Source organism: Massilia sp. LXY-5, assembly GCF_059801075.1.
On record NZ_JBNNEH010000007.1, the window covers coordinates 95,153 to 110,972 of the forward strand.

The 15,820-nt window shown below is 63.9% G+C and carries 13 protein-coding genes; 11 read left to right on the forward strand and 2 right to left on the reverse strand.

Translation table 11 applies throughout. From position 1 onward, the window contains the following. Positions 1-59: 59 nt before the first annotated feature. The 3 genes from ACI48I_RS21660 to ACI48I_RS21670 are packed head-to-tail and all read left to right on the forward strand — an operon-like array spanning position 60 to position 4,930. Positions 60-4,070 carry a DUF3683 domain-containing protein gene (locus ACI48I_RS21660; protein ID WP_193687402.1) on the forward strand — a complete coding sequence of 1,337 codons (4,011 nt, stop codon included), beginning with the start codon at positions 60-62 and terminating at the stop codon, positions 4,068-4,070. Continuing rightward, positions 4,067-4,498, forward strand: a complete 432-nt coding sequence (locus tag ACI48I_RS21665; protein ID WP_193687401.1) for an HIT family protein — start codon at positions 4,067-4,069, stop codon at positions 4,496-4,498. Before ACI48I_RS21660 ends, ACI48I_RS21665 begins: the two co-directional genes overlap by 4 nt. Positions 4,499-4,504: 6 nt before the next feature. Further along, positions 4,505-4,930: a gamma-butyrobetaine hydroxylase family protein gene (locus tag ACI48I_RS21670; RefSeq protein WP_193687400.1), complete on the forward strand. Its 426-nt coding sequence runs from the start codon at positions 4,505-4,507 to the stop codon at positions 4,928-4,930. A gap of 90 nt (positions 4,931-5,020) precedes the next feature. Here the strand turns inward: ACI48I_RS21670 and ACI48I_RS21675 are convergent, their stop codons facing one another. Then, positions 5,021-5,224, reverse strand: a complete 204-nt coding sequence (locus tag ACI48I_RS21675; RefSeq protein WP_056345149.1) for a cold-shock protein — start codon at positions 5,222-5,224, stop codon at positions 5,021-5,023. A gap of 232 nt (positions 5,225-5,456) precedes the next feature. Further along, complete coding sequence (locus tag ACI48I_RS21680) at positions 5,457-7,664, reverse strand: hybrid sensor histidine kinase/response regulator (RefSeq protein ID WP_498575366.1); 2,208 nt, start codon at positions 7,662-7,664, stop codon at positions 5,457-5,459. Between the two features lie 160 nt (positions 7,665-7,824). Between ACI48I_RS21680 and ubiE the strand changes: the two genes are divergently transcribed. The 8 genes from ubiE to aspS all read left to right on the forward strand — a co-directional run bounded on the left by ubiE (position 7,825) and on the right by aspS (position 15,770). Next, the gene (ubiE, locus tag ACI48I_RS21685; protein ID WP_193687398.1) at positions 7,825-8,559 is read left to right on the forward strand and encodes a bifunctional demethylmenaquinone methyltransferase/2-methoxy-6-polyprenyl-1,4-benzoquinol methylase UbiE; all 735 of its coding nucleotides are present in this window, start codon (positions 7,825-7,827) and stop codon (positions 8,557-8,559) included. Between the two features lie 12 nt (positions 8,560-8,571). Further along, entirely contained in the window at positions 8,572-9,549 is a 978-nt protein-coding gene (locus tag ACI48I_RS21690; RefSeq protein ID WP_498575367.1) for a Tim44 domain-containing protein, read from the forward strand. A 104-nt stretch (positions 9,550-9,653) separates the two neighbouring features. Then, positions 9,654-10,319 carry a ubiquinone biosynthesis accessory factor UbiJ gene (locus tag ACI48I_RS21695; protein WP_498575368.1) on the forward strand — a complete coding sequence of 222 codons (666 nt, stop codon included), beginning with the start codon at positions 9,654-9,656 and terminating at the stop codon, positions 10,317-10,319. A 2-nt stretch (positions 10,320-10,321) separates the two neighbouring features. After that, entirely contained in the window at positions 10,322-11,890 is a 1,569-nt protein-coding gene (ubiB, locus tag ACI48I_RS21700; RefSeq protein WP_498575456.1) for a ubiquinone biosynthesis regulatory protein kinase UbiB, read from the forward strand. Next, positions 11,874-12,488 (forward strand): methyltransferase domain-containing protein, encoded by a 615-nt coding sequence (locus ACI48I_RS21705; protein WP_193687394.1) that lies wholly within the window; start codon positions 11,874-11,876, stop codon positions 12,486-12,488. The genes ubiB and ACI48I_RS21705 overlap by 17 nt, the downstream gene beginning before the upstream one ends. A 439-nt stretch (positions 12,489-12,927) precedes the next feature. After that, positions 12,928-13,251 (forward strand): FmdB family zinc ribbon protein, encoded by a 324-nt coding sequence (locus ACI48I_RS21710; RefSeq protein ID WP_498575369.1) that lies wholly within the window; start codon positions 12,928-12,930, stop codon positions 13,249-13,251. A gap of 48 nt (positions 13,252-13,299) precedes the next feature. Then, positions 13,300-13,887 (forward strand): DUF502 domain-containing protein, encoded by a 588-nt coding sequence (locus ACI48I_RS21715; RefSeq protein ID WP_193687392.1) that lies wholly within the window; start codon positions 13,300-13,302, stop codon positions 13,885-13,887. Positions 13,888-13,976: 89 nt separating this feature from the next. Next, positions 13,977-15,770 (forward strand): aspartate--tRNA ligase, encoded by a 1,794-nt coding sequence (gene aspS / locus ACI48I_RS21720; protein WP_193688843.1) that lies wholly within the window; start codon positions 13,977-13,979, stop codon positions 15,768-15,770. The last annotated feature ends 50 nt before the right edge of the window (positions 15,771-15,820 follow it).

Genomic DNA, 15,820 nt, shown 5'->3' on the forward strand with positions numbered 1-15,820 from the left:
TGCGGCGCAATAAGCTAAAATGATTGTCCTTCGGGCCAGTCCAAACATCGATCTCATCCATGAACGCCCCAGTCAACATCCAGACCCTGCTCGCCGATAACGCACCGGCGCGCCTGCGCGAAATTCCTTATAACTACACCTCGTTCTCGGACCGCGAAATCGTGATCCGCCTGCTCGGCGAAGCATCGTGGGAGCTGCTCGACCAGCTGCGCGGCGCACGCCAGACCGGGCGCTCCGCGCGCATGCTCTACGAGGTGCTGGGCGACATCTGGGTGGTACGGAGAAATCCCTACCTGCAGGACGACATGCTGGACAACCCGAAGCGCCGCCAGAAGCTGATCGACGCCCTGCATCACCGCCTGGCCGAAGTCGATAAACGCCGCCTGACGGTCGACACGACGGACGGTGGCGATGCCGCAGCGGTGGCCGCGCGCAGCGCCGCCGTCGAGCAGCTGCTGGCCGCCGCGCGCAAGGCCGTCGACGACTTCGGCCGCGAGTTCCGCGACATGTACGACCTGCGCAAGAAGGCGAAATCCGTCCTCGGCGCCTATACCGATAAACGCAATATCCGCTTCGACGGCATGCACCGCGTGTCGCACGTCACCGACGCCACCGACTGGCGCGTCGAATACCCGTTCCTGGTGCTGGTCCCGGACAGCGAGGAAGAGATGGCGGGCCTGGTGAAAGGCTGCATCGAACTCGGGCTGACCATCATCCCGCGCGGCGGCGGCACCGGCTACACCGGCGGCGCCATTCCCCTGACCGCCATGTCGGCCGTGATCAACACGGAAAAGCTGATCGGCCTGGGCGAAGTCGAGATGACGCGCCTGCCCGGCGTGGACCGCGAGTACGCGACCATCCATACCGGCGCCGGCGTCGTCACCCAGCGCGTCTCGCAGGCGGCCGAGAAGGCCGGCTTCGTGTTCGCGGTCGACCCGACCTCGGCCCACGCGTCCTGCATCGGCGGCAATATCGCGATGAACGCGGGTGGCAAGAAGGCCGTCCTGTGGGGCACGGCGCTGGATAACCTGGCCTCGTGGCGCATGGTCGACCCGAACGGCGACTGGCTGGAAGTCACGCGCCTGGAACACAACCTGGGCAAGATCCACGACGCCCCGACCGCCGTCTTTAAACTGGAATGGACCCACCCGGCAGTAAAGGGCGCGCCGAAGGGCGCACCCTTCCGCACCGAGACGCTGACCATCGAGGGCCGCAAGTTCCGCAAGGAGGGCTTGGGTAAGGACGTCACCGACAAATTCCTCTCGGGCCTGCCGGGCATCCAGAAAGAGGGCACCGATGGTTTGATCACCTCGGGGCGCTGGATCCTGCACAAGATGCCGAAGTTTACGCGCACCGTGGCGCTGGAATTCTTCGGCCAGGCGCGCGATGCGATTCCGTCGATCGTCGAGATCAAGGACTACCTCGATTCGCTGCCGAAAAACGGCAAGCCTGAATTCGAGACCCTGCGTCTCGCCGGCCTGGAGCACCTGGACGAACGCTACCTGCGCGCGGTCGGGTATGCCACCAAATCGAAGCGCGGCACGCTGCCGAAAATGGCGTTATTTGGAGATATCGTTGGCGACGACGAGAACGCCGTCGCCATGGCCGCCTCGGAAGTGGTGCGCATCGCGAACACCCGCGTCGGCGAAGGTTTTGTGGCCGTCAGCGCCGAAGCCCGCAAAAAATTCTGGCTCGATCGCGCCCGCACCGCGGCGATTGCCCGCCACACCAACGCCTTTAAAATCAACGAGGACGTCGTCATTCCGCTGAACCGGATGGGCGAGTACACCGACGGCATCGAGCGCATCAACGTCGAGCTGTCGATCAAAAACAAACTGCAGCTGGCCGGCGAACTGCATACCTATCTGTCCGGCGGCCACCTGCCGCTCGAGAAGAGCGACGACGCCACCGGCGACACGGTCGCGCGCGACGAGATCATGGGCGACCGTCCGGAGCAGGCCGTGGCCCTGGTCGAAGCCGTGCAGGCGCGCTGGAACTATGTGCTGGCCAACCTCGACCAGCGCCTGGTCGATGTGCACCACCAGCTCGATGAACTGGGCCTCGGCCACCTGTCGAGCACCTTCGACCTGCGCATCGGCAACCAGCCGGATGCGACCCTGTTCGACGTGGTGCAGGACCACACGCTGCGCATCTCCTGGAAGCAGGACCTGCGCGCGCCGCTGCGCCAGATTTTCAATGGCGCGGCCTACAAATGCATCCTCGACGAGACGACCGCGATCCACAAGCGGGTATTACGCTCGCGCGTCTTCGTGGCCCTGCACATGCACGCCGGCGACGGCAACGTGCACACGAACCTGCCGGTGAACTCGGACGACTACGCGATGCTGCAGGACGCCCATAAAGCCGTCGAGCGCATCATGAAGCTGGCGCGTTCATTGGATGGGGTGATTTCGGGCGAACACGGCATCGGCATCACCAAGCTCGAATTCCTGACGGACGACGAGATCCAGGAATTCCGCGACTACAAACTGCGCGTCGACCCGGAGGGCCGCTTCAACAAGGGCAAGCTGCTCAATCTGAAAGAAGCCCACGCCGACCTGCGCAACGCCTACACGCCGTCTTTCGGCCTGATGGGCCACGAATCGCTGATCATGCAGCAGAGCGACATCGGCGAGATCGCCAATTCGATCAAGGACTGCCTGCGCTGCGGCAAATGCAAGCCGGTCTGCACGACCCACGTGCCGCAGTCGAATTTGCTGTACTCGCCGCGCGACAAGATCCTCGCGACCTCGGCCCTGATCGAAGCCTTCCTCTACGAAGAACAGACCCGCCGCGGCGTCTCGATCCGCCACTGGGAAGAGTTCGAGGACGTGTCCGACCACTGCACCGTGTGCCATAAGTGCGTGACGCCATGCCCGGTCAACATCGACTTCGGCGACGTCTCGATGAACATGCGTAACCTGCTGCGCAAGATGGACAAGCGCAGCTTCAAACCGGCCAATCGCGCCGCCATGTTCTTCCTGAACGCGACCGATCCGACCACGATCAACGCCACCCGCGCGGCCATGGTCGGCGTCGGTTACAAGGCCCAGCGCCTGGGTAACAGCATCCTCAAGAAATTCGCGAAGGAGCAGACCGCCGCACCGCCACCGACCACCGGTAAAGCGCCGGTGCGCGAGCAGGTGATCCACTTCATCAACAAGAAGATGCCGGGGAACCTGCCGAAGAAGACGGCGCGCGCGCTGCTCGATATCGAGGACGATAAAGTCATCCCGATCATCCGCAACCCGAAGGCGACCAATGCCGACAGCGAAGCGGTGTTCTACTTCCCGGGCTGCGGTTCCGAGCGCCTGTTCTCGCAGGTCGGTCTCGCAACGCAAGCGATGTTGTGGGAAGTGGGCGTACAGACCGTGCTGCCGCCGGGTTACCTGTGCTGCGGCTATCCGCAGCGCGGCGCCGGCCAGTACGACAAGGCCGACAAGATGATGACGGATAACCGGGTGCTGTTCCACCGCATGGCGAACACCCTGAACTACCTCGACATCAAGACGGTGCTGGTCTCGTGCGGCACCTGTTACGACCAGCTGGCGACCTATGAGTTCGACAAGATCTTCCCGGGCTGCCGCATCATGGACATCCATGAATACCTGCTGGAGAAGGGCGTCAAGCTCGAAGGAGTCGAGGGCACGCGCTACATGTACCACGACCCTTGCCACACGCCGATGAAGATCCAGGATGCGGTCAAGACCGTGAACGAGCTGGTCTCCACCTTCGACAACGTGAAAATCGAAAAGAACGACCGCTGCTGCGGCGAGTCCGGCACCTTTGCCGTGTCGCGTCCGGACATCGCGACCCAGGTCCGCTACCGCAAGGAGAGCGAGATGGAGAAGGGTGCGGCGAAACTGCGCGAAGACGGCTTCGAGGGCGAAGTCAAGATCCTGACCAGCTGCCCGTCCTGCCTGCAGGGCCTGTCGCGCTACAACAATGATGCGAACACGTCGAGCGACTACATCGTCGTCGAGATCGCGAAGCACCTGCTGGGCGAGAACTGGCTGCCGGATTACGTCGCGCGCGCCAACAATGGCGGCATCGAGCGGGTGCTGGTATGACGACTGAGCAGGCCTGCGAGCTGTGCGCATTGAGCGTGCCGACCGTTGCCGCGAACGACAAGTTCGCGGTCATCATCGTCGACGACGCCAATTATCCGGGCTTCTGCCGGGTCATCTGGCGCAAGCACGTGCGCGAGATGAGCGACCTGTCACGCGCGGACCGGCTGCTGCTCAACGAAGCGGTCCATGAAGTGGAAGAGGCGATCCGCGAGGTGATGGCGCCTTCTAAAATCAACGTCGCAAGCCTGGGCAATGTCGTACCGCACCTGCACTGGCATGTGATCCCGCGCTACACTGACGATGCGCACTTCCCTGCTCCCGTGTGGGCGGCGGCGGTGCGCGAAACGGATGCCGCCGTGCTCGATGCACGGCGCGCATTGTTGCCGCAATTGGCCGACGCGATCGCGCGGCGGTTTAACAAAGTTTAAAAAATCATGCCGATTCCAACCGAACTGACCGTCCACCAGAAGTCCCGCCTGCTCGACATCGCCTTTGACGACGGCCGCGCCTTCTCGATTCCTTTCGAACTGATGCGCGTCTACTCGCCGTCGGCCGAAGTGAAGGGGCACGGCCCCGGCCAGGAAACCCTGCAAGTGGGCAAGCGCGAGGTCGGCATCAAGGGTGTCGAGCCGGTCGGCAACTACGCCGTCAAACCGCTGTTCACCGACGGCCACGAGAGCGGCATCTTTACCTGGGATTATTTGTACAAGCTGGGCAATGAGCACGATGCCCTGTGGCAGGACTATCTGAACCGCCTGCACGCGGCCGGCTTCGAGGGAGATAGCGGCCGCGAGCCGGGCACGGTACTGCCGGGTGCGCTGGTGCGCGGCGGCGTCTGCGGCAGCGGGCACAGCCATTAGGCCACGCCGGCCTCAGCCATAAAAAAAGCGCCTGCGAAGGCGCTTTTTTATTGTCGACACCGCGTCAGCCGGGGCCGCGCGATCCGAACATCACTGTGGCTGGATGTTGGCAGCTTGTTTGCCCTTCGGGCCGGTGGTGATCTCGAAGCTCACGCGCTGGTTTTCGGCCAGGGACTTGAAGCCCGGGGTGTTGATTGCCGAGAAGTGCGCGAACAGGTCTTCACCGCCGCCGTCAGGCGTGATGAAACCAAAACCTTTTGCATCGTTGAACCACTTAACAGTGCCAGTCGTCATTTTAATTCCCCAAAAGTTATTTTAATGTGCCTTGTTTCGGCTTGTCGGGAAACCACGAATGACCACCAGCGACTGTCTTAACAAAGCGATATTATTATAGGCACAGTTTCGCGCGTGTGAAGCACAATTAAATGCCGTATTTAAGGTCCAGTTGGCGAGAAACGACAGGCCATCCGTGCTTAGCGCGTGAATTAATGCAACTACGCAAGGAACGTTGTCGGAACTCAGCGAATCAGGCCTTCGCCGTCGCTTTTGACAGCACAGCCACCAGCTGTTCGATCGCATACGGTTTGGCCAGTACCTGCACGCCGGGCACGTCGACCTGCTGTTCGGTGTAGCCGGTGGCGAGGATGACCGGCAGGCCCGGATAGCGCTGGCGCAGGATGCCGGCCAGGTCGACGCCGCTGACCTGGCCCGGCATGACGATGTCGGAAAACACGGCGTCCGGACGCGGGCCGCCTTCGAGCAGGCGCAGGGCCGCTTCGCCGTCCTCGGCCGTCATCACCTCGAAACCGCTCTCGGTCAAGGCGCGCATGACCGCTTCGCGCACCAGGTTATCGTCTTCCACGAACAGGATGGTGCCGCTGCCCTGCGCCGGAGCCGCGCGCTCGTCGATCCCGGGAGCGGCCGCCACGTCCGCGCGGGCGCGCGCCAGGTAAAGGTCGACGCGGGTGCCGATGCCGGGAATGCTGTCGAGGGTGAGCGTACCGCCGGCCTGGGTGGCGAAAGCATAGGCCTGCGGCAGGCCCAGGCCCGTTCCCTGGCCCGGCGGTTTCGTCGTGAAGAAGGGGTCGAGGGCGCGTGCCATGACCGCGGGCGTCATGCCGCTGCCGCTGTCGACCATGCTGACCTGGACGTAGTCGCCCCGGGCCAGGCTGTCGTGGGCGCCGTCGATGCTGATGTTGCGCGCTTCCAGGCGCAGCAAGCCGCCGTTCGGCATGGCGTCGCGCGCGTTCAGGGCCAGGTTCAGCAAGGCCACGTCGAACTGCAGCGGCTCGAGCGTCACCGGCCAGACGCCATCCTCGCAATGCACCTCGACCGCGACGTCGCCGCGCAGCGAACCCTTCATCAGCTGGACGGCGCTGCGCAGCTGCTCGCAGACGTCGACCGTGATCAGGCGCGCTTCCTGCAGGCGGCCGAAGGAACCGAGCTGGCCGGTAAGGGTGGTGGCGCGCGCCACCGTGCGCTGGCAGGTCTGGATCAGGCCCTTGACCTTTTCCTCGCGCGTGGAGAAGGCGGCCAGTTGCAGCGCCGTGGTGAGCGTCTGCAGCAGGTTGTTGTACTCGTGGGCGATGCCGCCGGTGAGGCGTCCGAGCGCTTCCAGCTTCTGGTTCTTCAGGAGCGCGCTCTGGGCGCGCTCGGTGGCGGCGATCGCGGCGGCGACGCGCGCTTCCATCTCCGTCTGGCCATGACGGATGCGGGTGCTGGCCTCGGCCAGGTGCTGCGCCACGCTGTCGAGCTCGGCCCAGCCGGCGGCGGCGTAGCGCACCTCGGCGCCGTCGCCGAGCGCTTTCGCACTCTGTCCGAGCGCTTCGATCGGGGCGATGGCGCGGTTGGCGAAACGGCGGGCGGCGACCAGGCCCGCGATCAGCAGCAGCGCCATGACGCCGCCGAGCAGGGCGGCCGCGCGCAGCGGCGCTTCCCGCAACTCGCTGCGCGGGACGCTGAGCAGGATTTTCCAGTCGGATGCCGGCACGGTGCTGGCGAACACGCGCGATTCGACGCCGTCGAGCGAGCGCGATTCGAACATCTGGTCGCCCGGGCGCGCCAGGCGCTCCAGCGTGGCCGCACGCACCGGCTTGCCCACATACAGTTCCGGCGTGCGCGAACGGGCGACGACGATGCCGTTGCGGTCGACGATGGTGGCGAGCCAGGCCTGCGGCAGGCGCTGGCGCTGCAGCCGGCGGTCCAGCGTGCCGGCGTTGACCCCCACGGACAGCAGGTAGCGGATGCGCTCGCCCGACTTGACCGGCACCTGCACCGCGAAATCGTAACGCCCCGTCAGTTTCGACCTGAACAGGTCGGAGACCAGGGTGCGGTCGGCGCCGTAGCGCCCCATCAGCTGGCCGATATTCGATGCGCCGCGCAGCGGCAGCGGCTCGCCGTAGGACAGGCGGCTGTTGAGCAGGGGACGGCCGTCGAGGTCGAACAGCACCACCGCCGAGGCCGGCGGGGGCGCGACCCGGCGCGCGTGTTCGTGGAAGGTGTCAAGGCGGCCGTCCTGCAGGGCCGGGGAGCCGGCCAGTGCGCGCAGTAGCGTTTCCCGGGTGCCGATTTCGTTGTCGATCAGCAGCGCCATCGCACGCGCGGTCTCGGCCATGCTGCGGTTCTGCGCTTGCTGGGCGTCGTGGTAGACATAGGCGACGGCGAGCGCCGCCGCAATGAAGGAAGGAACCAGGATCGACAGCACAAGCAGCAGGAAACGGGTCCTGGTTCGCATGAAATTATTGTTGCCAATAGGAAAAAAAGGTGAGGGGAGAGATTATACAAGAGCTAACAATGTGCTGTCGCACCAATGCTTGCGCCCACCCGCGGCCGCGGCGGGCGCCCCATGGCGGGCGCGCTTGTATAATGTGGCAAGATCAAACAGCCAACGCCCTATGACCAACCAAACCCATTTCGGCTATAAAACCGTTTCCGAGGACGAGAAGGTCCACGAGGTCGCCAAGGTATTCCATTCGGTCGCATCGAAATACGACGTGATGAACGACCTCATGTCCGGCGGCCTGCACCGGCTCTGGAAGACTTTTACCATTGCCCAGGCGGGCGTGCGTCCGGGCTTCAAGGTGCTCGACATCGCCGGCGGTACCGGCGACTTGTCGAAGGCTTTCGCGAAGCAGGCGGGGCCGAGCGGGGAAGTCTGGCTCACCGACATCAACGAGTCGATGCTGCGCGTGGGCCGCGACCGTCTATTGAATAAGGGTCTGGTCACCCCCACCTTGCTGTGTGACGCCGAAAAGCTGCCTTTCCCGGACAATTATTTCGACCGGGTCAGCGTTGCCTTTGGCCTGCGCAACATGACGCACAAGGACCAGGCGCTGGCGGAAATGCGCCGCGTCCTGAAACCGGGCGGCAAGCTGCTGGTGCTGGAGTTCTCGAAAGTGGCGGCGCCGCTGCAAAAGCCGTACGACGTGTATTCGTTCTCGGTGCTGCCATGGCTGGGTCAGCGCATCGCAGGCGACAGCGAAAGCTACCGTTACCTGGCCGAATCGATCCGCATGCACCCGGACCAGGAAACGCTGAAGGGCATGATGGAAACGGCAGGGCTGGAGCGCGTGCAGTACTTCAACCTGACGGCGGGTGTGGCGGCACTGCACACCGGTATCAAACTTTAAGGGGACATTCGCATGAAAAAATTCCTGGTCACGATGGTGCTGGCGCTGACCGCTACCGCCATGATTTCCGAGGCGATTGCGCGTCCGATGGGCGGGCGCCGTTCGATCGGCCGCCAGTCGCAGACCGTGCGCCAGATGCCGGCCCCGGCACCTGCGCCGATGACGCCGATGAATCGCCAGGCTGCCCAGCCTGCGCCGGCCGCGCCGATGGCCGGTGCCGCCGGTGCGCGCGGCATGCAGCCGCAGCGTCCGAGCATGTGGAAAGGCCTGCTGGGCGGCGCGCTGCTCGGCCTCGGCCTGGGCGCGCTGTTCTCGCACCTCGGTATCGGCGGCGCGATGGCCTCGATGCTGTCGACCCTCCTGATGCTGGCCCTGCTCGCCTTTGCCGTGATGTTCATCGTCCGCATGTTCCGCCGCAAGGACACGCCGGCCAATGCCCAGTTCCAGGGCGGCGGTTTCAACCAGCCGGTGCCGGCCGGCATGACGCCGGAAATCGGTTCGGGCCTGCAGCAGCCATACCAGCCTCAGTCGCAGCCTCAGTCCTTCGGCAATGCACAGCCATCGGCGGGGGTCTCGCTGAACAAGGCCGGCCCTGCCGCCCACACCCCGTGGGGCGTGCCGGCCGACTTCGACACCGAGGCCTTCCTGCGCCATGCGAAATCCTCCTTCATCCGGATGCAGGCCGCTTGGGACAAGGGTGATGTTGCCGACCTGCGCGAATTCACGACGCCGGAAGTGTTCGCCGAACTGAAAATGCAGATCGCCGAACGCGGCGCGAATGCCGATTTCACGGATGTCGTCTCGATCGAGGCCCAGCTGCTCGGTATCGAAACGACGGCCACCGACTACCTGGCCAGCGTCCAGTTCAACGCCATGATCCGCACCGCCCCGAACGCGCCGGCCGAGCCCATGGCCGAAGTCTGGAACATGGAAAAGCCGCTGTCGGGCAATACTGGTTGGGTGTTGGCTGGTATCCAGCAGCTGGCGTGATTTCTGTAAAGTTTCCCGTGCGCCCGGGTTTGTCCCCGGCAAACTGGTAAGATCGAAGCCGCCCGCGTCACAACGGGCGGTTTTGTTTTTTAGCGACCCATTTTATGTCACCGAGCCCCTTATTTTTGTCGCCGCAACGCGCCTTGAGCGCCTCCGCCGTCGCCACGATCAACCACTTGCTGGCTGACGAGGCCTGGGCACGCGCGTCCCTGCAGCGCCATGCCGGCAAGATCGCCGTCATCGATACCGGCCATCTGGCATTGCGCCTGCGCGTGGGCGCCGACGGCCTGCTCGAAGCGGGGCTCCCTGATGCGGTGCCGAACGTCACCATCCACGTCAAGCTGGCCGACCTGCCCCTGATCGCGCAGAACCGCGAGCGCGCCTTTTCCTATGTGCGCATCGAGGGCGATGCCGAGTTCGCCAACACGATTTCCCAGCTCAGCCGCAGCTTGCGCTGGGAGCCCGAGCATGACCTGGAGCGCCTGTTCGGCCCGATCGGCGCGAACCGCCTGGCCGGCGGCGCCCGCAGTGCCTTTGCCAACGTGAATGCAACCGGACGGCGCCTGGCCGAGAACCTGGCCGAGTTCCTGGTCGAGGAACGGCCGGTGCTGATCCGTCCTGGCGAGGTCGATGCCTTCGGTGCCGACGTGGTGCGCCTGCGCGACGATGTCGAACGCACGGCCAAGCGCGTTGCCCGGCTGGAACAACTGCTCAAGCAAGCCCCCATTCCGACAACCCGCCCGAGCGGGGACCCCACCCTGGACAGCTGATGATATTGAAATTCCTGCGCCTGCTTAAAATCTTCACGGTCGCAACCAAGTACGGCCTCGATGAAATTGCAATGTCCGGCTTCGACGCGCCGCGCACCGCGCGCTTCGTCAGCGGAATGTTCTTCTGGCGCAAACGGATCACCACCCCGCGCGCGATCCGACTGCGCCTCGCCCTCGAGGAACTCGGGCCGATTTTCATTAAATTCGGCCAGGTGCTGTCGACCCGGCGCGACCTGATGCCGCCCGATATCGCGGACGAATTGTCGCGGCTGCAGGACCGGGTCCCACCCTTCCCATCCGACCAGGCCATCGCCCAGATCACGGCCTCGCTCGGCGCGCATCCCGATCAATTGTTTGCCAGTTTCGATCCGGTTCCGGTCGCCTCGGCCTCGATCGCCCAGGTCCACTTCGCGACCCTCAAGAACGGCAAGGAAGTGGCGATCAAGGTGCTGCGTCCCGGCATGAAGAAGACCATCGACGAAGACATCGCGCTGATGTACATGGCGACCGGCCTGATCGAGCGCGTCTGGGCCGAAAGCCGCAGGCTCAAACCGCGCGAAGTCGTGGCCGAGTTCGACAAATACCTGCACGACGAACTCGACTTGATGCGCGAGGCCGCCAACGCCGCCCAGCTGCGCCGCAATTTCGCGGATTCGGAATTGCTGATGGTCCCGGAAATGTACTGGGACTATTGCTCCAGCAGCGTGATCGTCATGGAGCGCATGAACGGCATCCCGGTGTCGCAGATCGACCGCCTGGCGGCCGAAGGGGTCGACCTGAAAAAGCTGTCGAGCGACGGCGTCGAAATCTTTTTCACGCAAGTTTTTCGGGACGGCTTTTTTCATGCGGACATGCATCCCGGCAACATTCTGGTGTCCATCGATCCGGCCACCTTCGGCCGCTACATCGCGCTCGACTTCGGCATCGTCGGCACGCTGAACGATTTCGACAAGGATTACCTGTCGCAGAATTTCCTCGCCTTCTTCCGGCGCGACTACAAGCGGGTGGCCGAGGCCCACATCGAATCGGGCTGGGCGCCGCGCAATACCCGCGTCGACGAACTCGAATCGGCCGTGCGCGCCTGCTGCGAGCCGATCTTCGACCGTCCATTGAAGGACATTTCCTTCGGCCAGATCCTGCTGCGCCTGTTCCAGACCTCGCGCCGCTTCAATGTCGAGGTCCAGCCGCAGCTGGTGCTGCTGCAAAAGACCCTGCTCAACATCGAGGGACTCGGCCGCCAGCTCGACCCGGACCTCGACCTGTGGAAGACCGCGAAGCCGTATCTGGAGCGCTGGATGGGCGAGCAGGTCGGCTGGCGCGGCCTGGTCGAGCGTTTAAAAGCCGAGGCGCCGCGCTACGCCCACATCTTCCCGCAACTGCCGCGCCTGGCGCACCGCGCGCTCGAACAGCATGCGCAACCGCACGCGGCCACCCAGGATCTGTTGACCATGCTGGTGCTGGAACAGCGCCGCACCAACCGCCTGATCGGCTTTGTCGCCTGGCTGGCCGGGGGCATTGCATCGGGCATCATCTTCGCCGCCCTGTTCGCGCGCTATGGCCAGCACCTCTGACATTCCGACTTTTAAAAGCCGCGATCCGCTGAGCCCGGACTTCTGGGACGAACGGTTTGAAGGCGCATTCACGCCCTGGGATCTGGGCGGGGTGCCGCAGGCGCTGCGCGATTTCGTGGGGCGCAACAAGACGCCGCGCACGGTGCTGATCCCCGGCTGCGGCAATGGCTACGAACTTGTCTGTTTTTCCGAAGCCGGGTGGGAAGCCACCGCCATCGATTTCTCGCCGGCCGCCGTGCTGCGCGCACGGCGGCTGGTCGGGCCCTGGGCGCCGCGCGTGGTGGAAGCCGATTTCTTCGCCTGGCAGGCGGCGCGTCCGCTCGACCTGATCTACGAGCGTGCATTCCTGTGCGCACTGCCGCCCGCCATGCGGCCGCACGTGGCGGCGCGCTGGGCCGACCTGCTGGCGCCGGGCGGGGAGCTGGCCGGCTTCTTCTTTTTCGGCCACTCTCCGAAGGGACCGCCGTTCGGCATCGCGCGCACGGAGCTGGAAGCTTTATTAGCGCCCGATTTCGAACTGGTGGAAGAAGGGGAGGTCGTCGATTCGCTGCCCGTCTTTGCCGGACAGGAGCGCTGGATGGTGTGGCGCCGGCGTTGAGTGTGACCGCGTGGGCACAGGGTGCCCACCCTACAACTTCGCGGCCTCGCCCTTGTAGGGTGGGCACTCCGTGCCCACGCGGTACAACGCATGCACAGCCCGGTAAGCAAGGCAAAAAAAATGCCCGCATACGCGGGCTGGTAACTGCAGCATTCTTGTACGGCCAGGCGGCGATGAGACATCGCGCCAACTTCTGTTTCTTGGACCTAGTCCCGCTGGCTTGACGCCCGGCGGCAGCTTGCGCTGTCGAAGATGCTATTTAAACAGCTGAGTTGATTTTGGGCAAATGAATTGGCTGAAATGCTGATTAAAAACAACAGTTCGCGGAGTTGCTGCTTTCGTGGGCAATCCAGTGTATGCCCGGCGGGGCCATCAATCCGTCAGAGCCCGCTAAAACCTTTATAATTCAGGGTTTTGAAGATTTTTGCGGAGTATCACAATGCCGATTTACGCTTACCGCTGCGATGAATGCGGTTTTTCCAAAGATGTACTGCAAAAAATTTCCGACCCGGTCCTGACGACCTGCCTGTCGTGCGGCAAGGATGCGTTCAAGAAGCAGGTCACCGCCGCCGGTTTCCAGCTCAAGGGCACCGGCTGGTATGTCACCGACTTCCGCGGCGGCAAAGCGCCGCCTACCGGCACCGCGCCTGCCGCCGGTGCAGCGACCGCCGCCCCGGCTGCGGAAAGCGCCTCGACCGGCAGCAGCGCGGCCGCTACCCCGGCACCGGCAACGCCTGCGAAGAGCGAGCCGAGCGCGTCCTGACGCCACCCTGCGGCCCCGCGCCGCAGCAATAAGAATAATGAGAATTCGATGCGCAAATATTTCCTGACCGGCTTACTGATCCTCGTGCCCCTGGCGATCACCGCCTGGGTGCTGAGCATGGTCATCGGCACCCTCGACCAGTCGCTGATGTTCGTACCGCAGCGCTGGCAGCCGCGCACCCTGATCGGCTTCGACATCCCCGGTATCGGGGCGATCCTGACGCTGGCGATCGTCTTCGTCACCGGCCTGCTGACGAATAACCTGGTCGGCAAGTACATCGTGCGCATCGGCGAACGGCTGCTGAAACGCATCCCGGTCGTCAGCTCGCTCTACGGCAGCGTGAAGCAGGTGTCCGATACCCTGTTTTCGTCTTCCGGCAACGCCTTCCGCCAGGCCGTGCTGATCCCGTATCCGCACGCCGATTCCTGGACGATCGCCTTCCTCACCGGCATTCCCGGCGGCGACGTCAAGAATCACCTGGTCGGCGAGTACGTCAGCGTCTACGTGCCGACCACCCCGAACCCGACCTCGGGCTTTTTCCTGATGATGGAACGCAGCAAAGTCGTCGAGCTGAACATGACGGTCGATGCTGCGCTGAAGTACATCGTGTCGATGGGCGTGGTAGCACCCGAATAAGCCTCCCGAGCGGACTACAATAAGCAAAATCAAAGCCGCTGCTGGCGGCAACCGATACACCAACTTGGAATAGAGAAAATATGTCCTCCATGCGTACCAACTATTGCGGCCTCGTCACCGAAGAACTGCTGGGCCAAACCGTCAGCCTGTGCGGCTGGGTACACCGCCGCCGCGACCACGGTGGCGTCATCTTCATCGACCTGCGCGACCGCGAAGGCCTGGTGCAGGTCGTCTGCCATCCGGACAATGCCGATGTGTTCAAGGCCGCCGAGCACGTGCGCAACGAGTACTGCCTGCGCATCACCGGCACCGTGACCAACCGCCTGGAAGGAACCGCCAATGCCAACCTGAAGTCGGGCAAGATCGAAATCAACGCCACCTCGGTCGAAGTGCTGAACGCCTCGGTGCCGGTGCCATTCCAGCTGGACGACGACAACCTGTCGGAAACGACCCGCCTGACCCACCGCGTGCTCGACCTGCGCCGCGGCCAGATGCAGCGCAACCTGCGCCTGCGTTATAAAGTGTCGATGGAAGTGCGTAAATACCTCGACAACCTGGGCTTCATCGACATCGAGACCCCGATGCTGACCAAGTCGACCCCGGAAGGCGCGCGCGACTATCTGGTCCCTTCGCGCGTCAACCCGGGCAACTTCTTCGCGCTGCCGCAGTCGCCGCAGCTGTTCAAGCAGCTGCTGATGGTCGCCAACTTCGACCGTTACTACCAGATCACCAAGTGCTTCCGCGACGAAGACCTGCGCGCCGACCGCCAGCCGGAATTCACGCAGATCGACTGCGAAACCTCCTTCCTGACCGAACAGGAAATCCGTGACCTGTTCGAAGACATGATGCGTGTCGTCTTCAAGAACGCCGCCGACATCGAGCTGCCGAACCCGTTCCCGGTCATGGACTTCGCCACCGCCATGGGCATGTACGGCTCGGACAAGCCGGACATGCGCGTCAAGCTGGAATTCACCGAACTGACCGAGCTGATGAAGTCGGTCGAGTTCAAGGTTTTCAACAGCGCCGCCAACATGACCGGCGGCCGTGTCGTCGGCCTGCGCGTGCCGCAAGGCGGCTCGATGCCGCGTTCGGAAATCGACGCCTACACCCAGTTCGTCGCCATCTACGGCGCCAAGGGCCTGGCCTACATCAAGGTCAACGAGAAGGCCAAGGGCCGCGAAGGCCTGCAGTCGCCGATCGTGAAAAACATCTCGGACGAGGTGCTGGCCCAGATCCTGGAACTGACGGGCGCGCAGGACGGCGACCTGATCTTCTTCGGTGCGGATAAAGCCAAGGTCGTCAACGACGCCATCGGCGCCCTGCGCGTGAAAATCGGCCACTCGGAATTCGGCAAGAAGGCCGGCCTGTTCGAAGACACCTGGAGCCCGCTGTGGGTGATCGACTTCCCGATGTTCGAGCACGACGAAGAGTCGAACCGCTGGACCGCGACCCACCACCCGTTCACGGCCCCGAAAGACGGCCATGAAGACATGCTGGAAACCAATCCGGGCGCCTGCATCGCCAAGGCCTACGACATGGTCCTGAACGGCTGGGAAATGGGCGGCGGCTCGATCCGTATCCACCGCGAAGAAGTGCAGAGCAAGGTCTTCCGCGCCCTGAAGATCGACGCCGAAGAAGCGCAGCTGAAGTTCGGCTTCCTGCTCGACGCCCTGCAATACGGCGCGCCGCCGCACGGTGGCCTGGCCTTCGGCCTGGACCGCCTGGTCACGCTGATGACGGGTTCGGAATCGATCCGCGACGTGATCGCCTTCCCGAAGACCCAGCGCGCGCAAGACCTGCTGACCAACGCGCCGTCCGAAGTCGACGAGAAGCAACTCAAGGAACTGCACATCCGCCTGCGCAACGAGCCGAAAGTCGGGTAATCACGCTCGGCCGTATGGCTGGGTAGAATAGGGGCCGGCGCATCGACGAT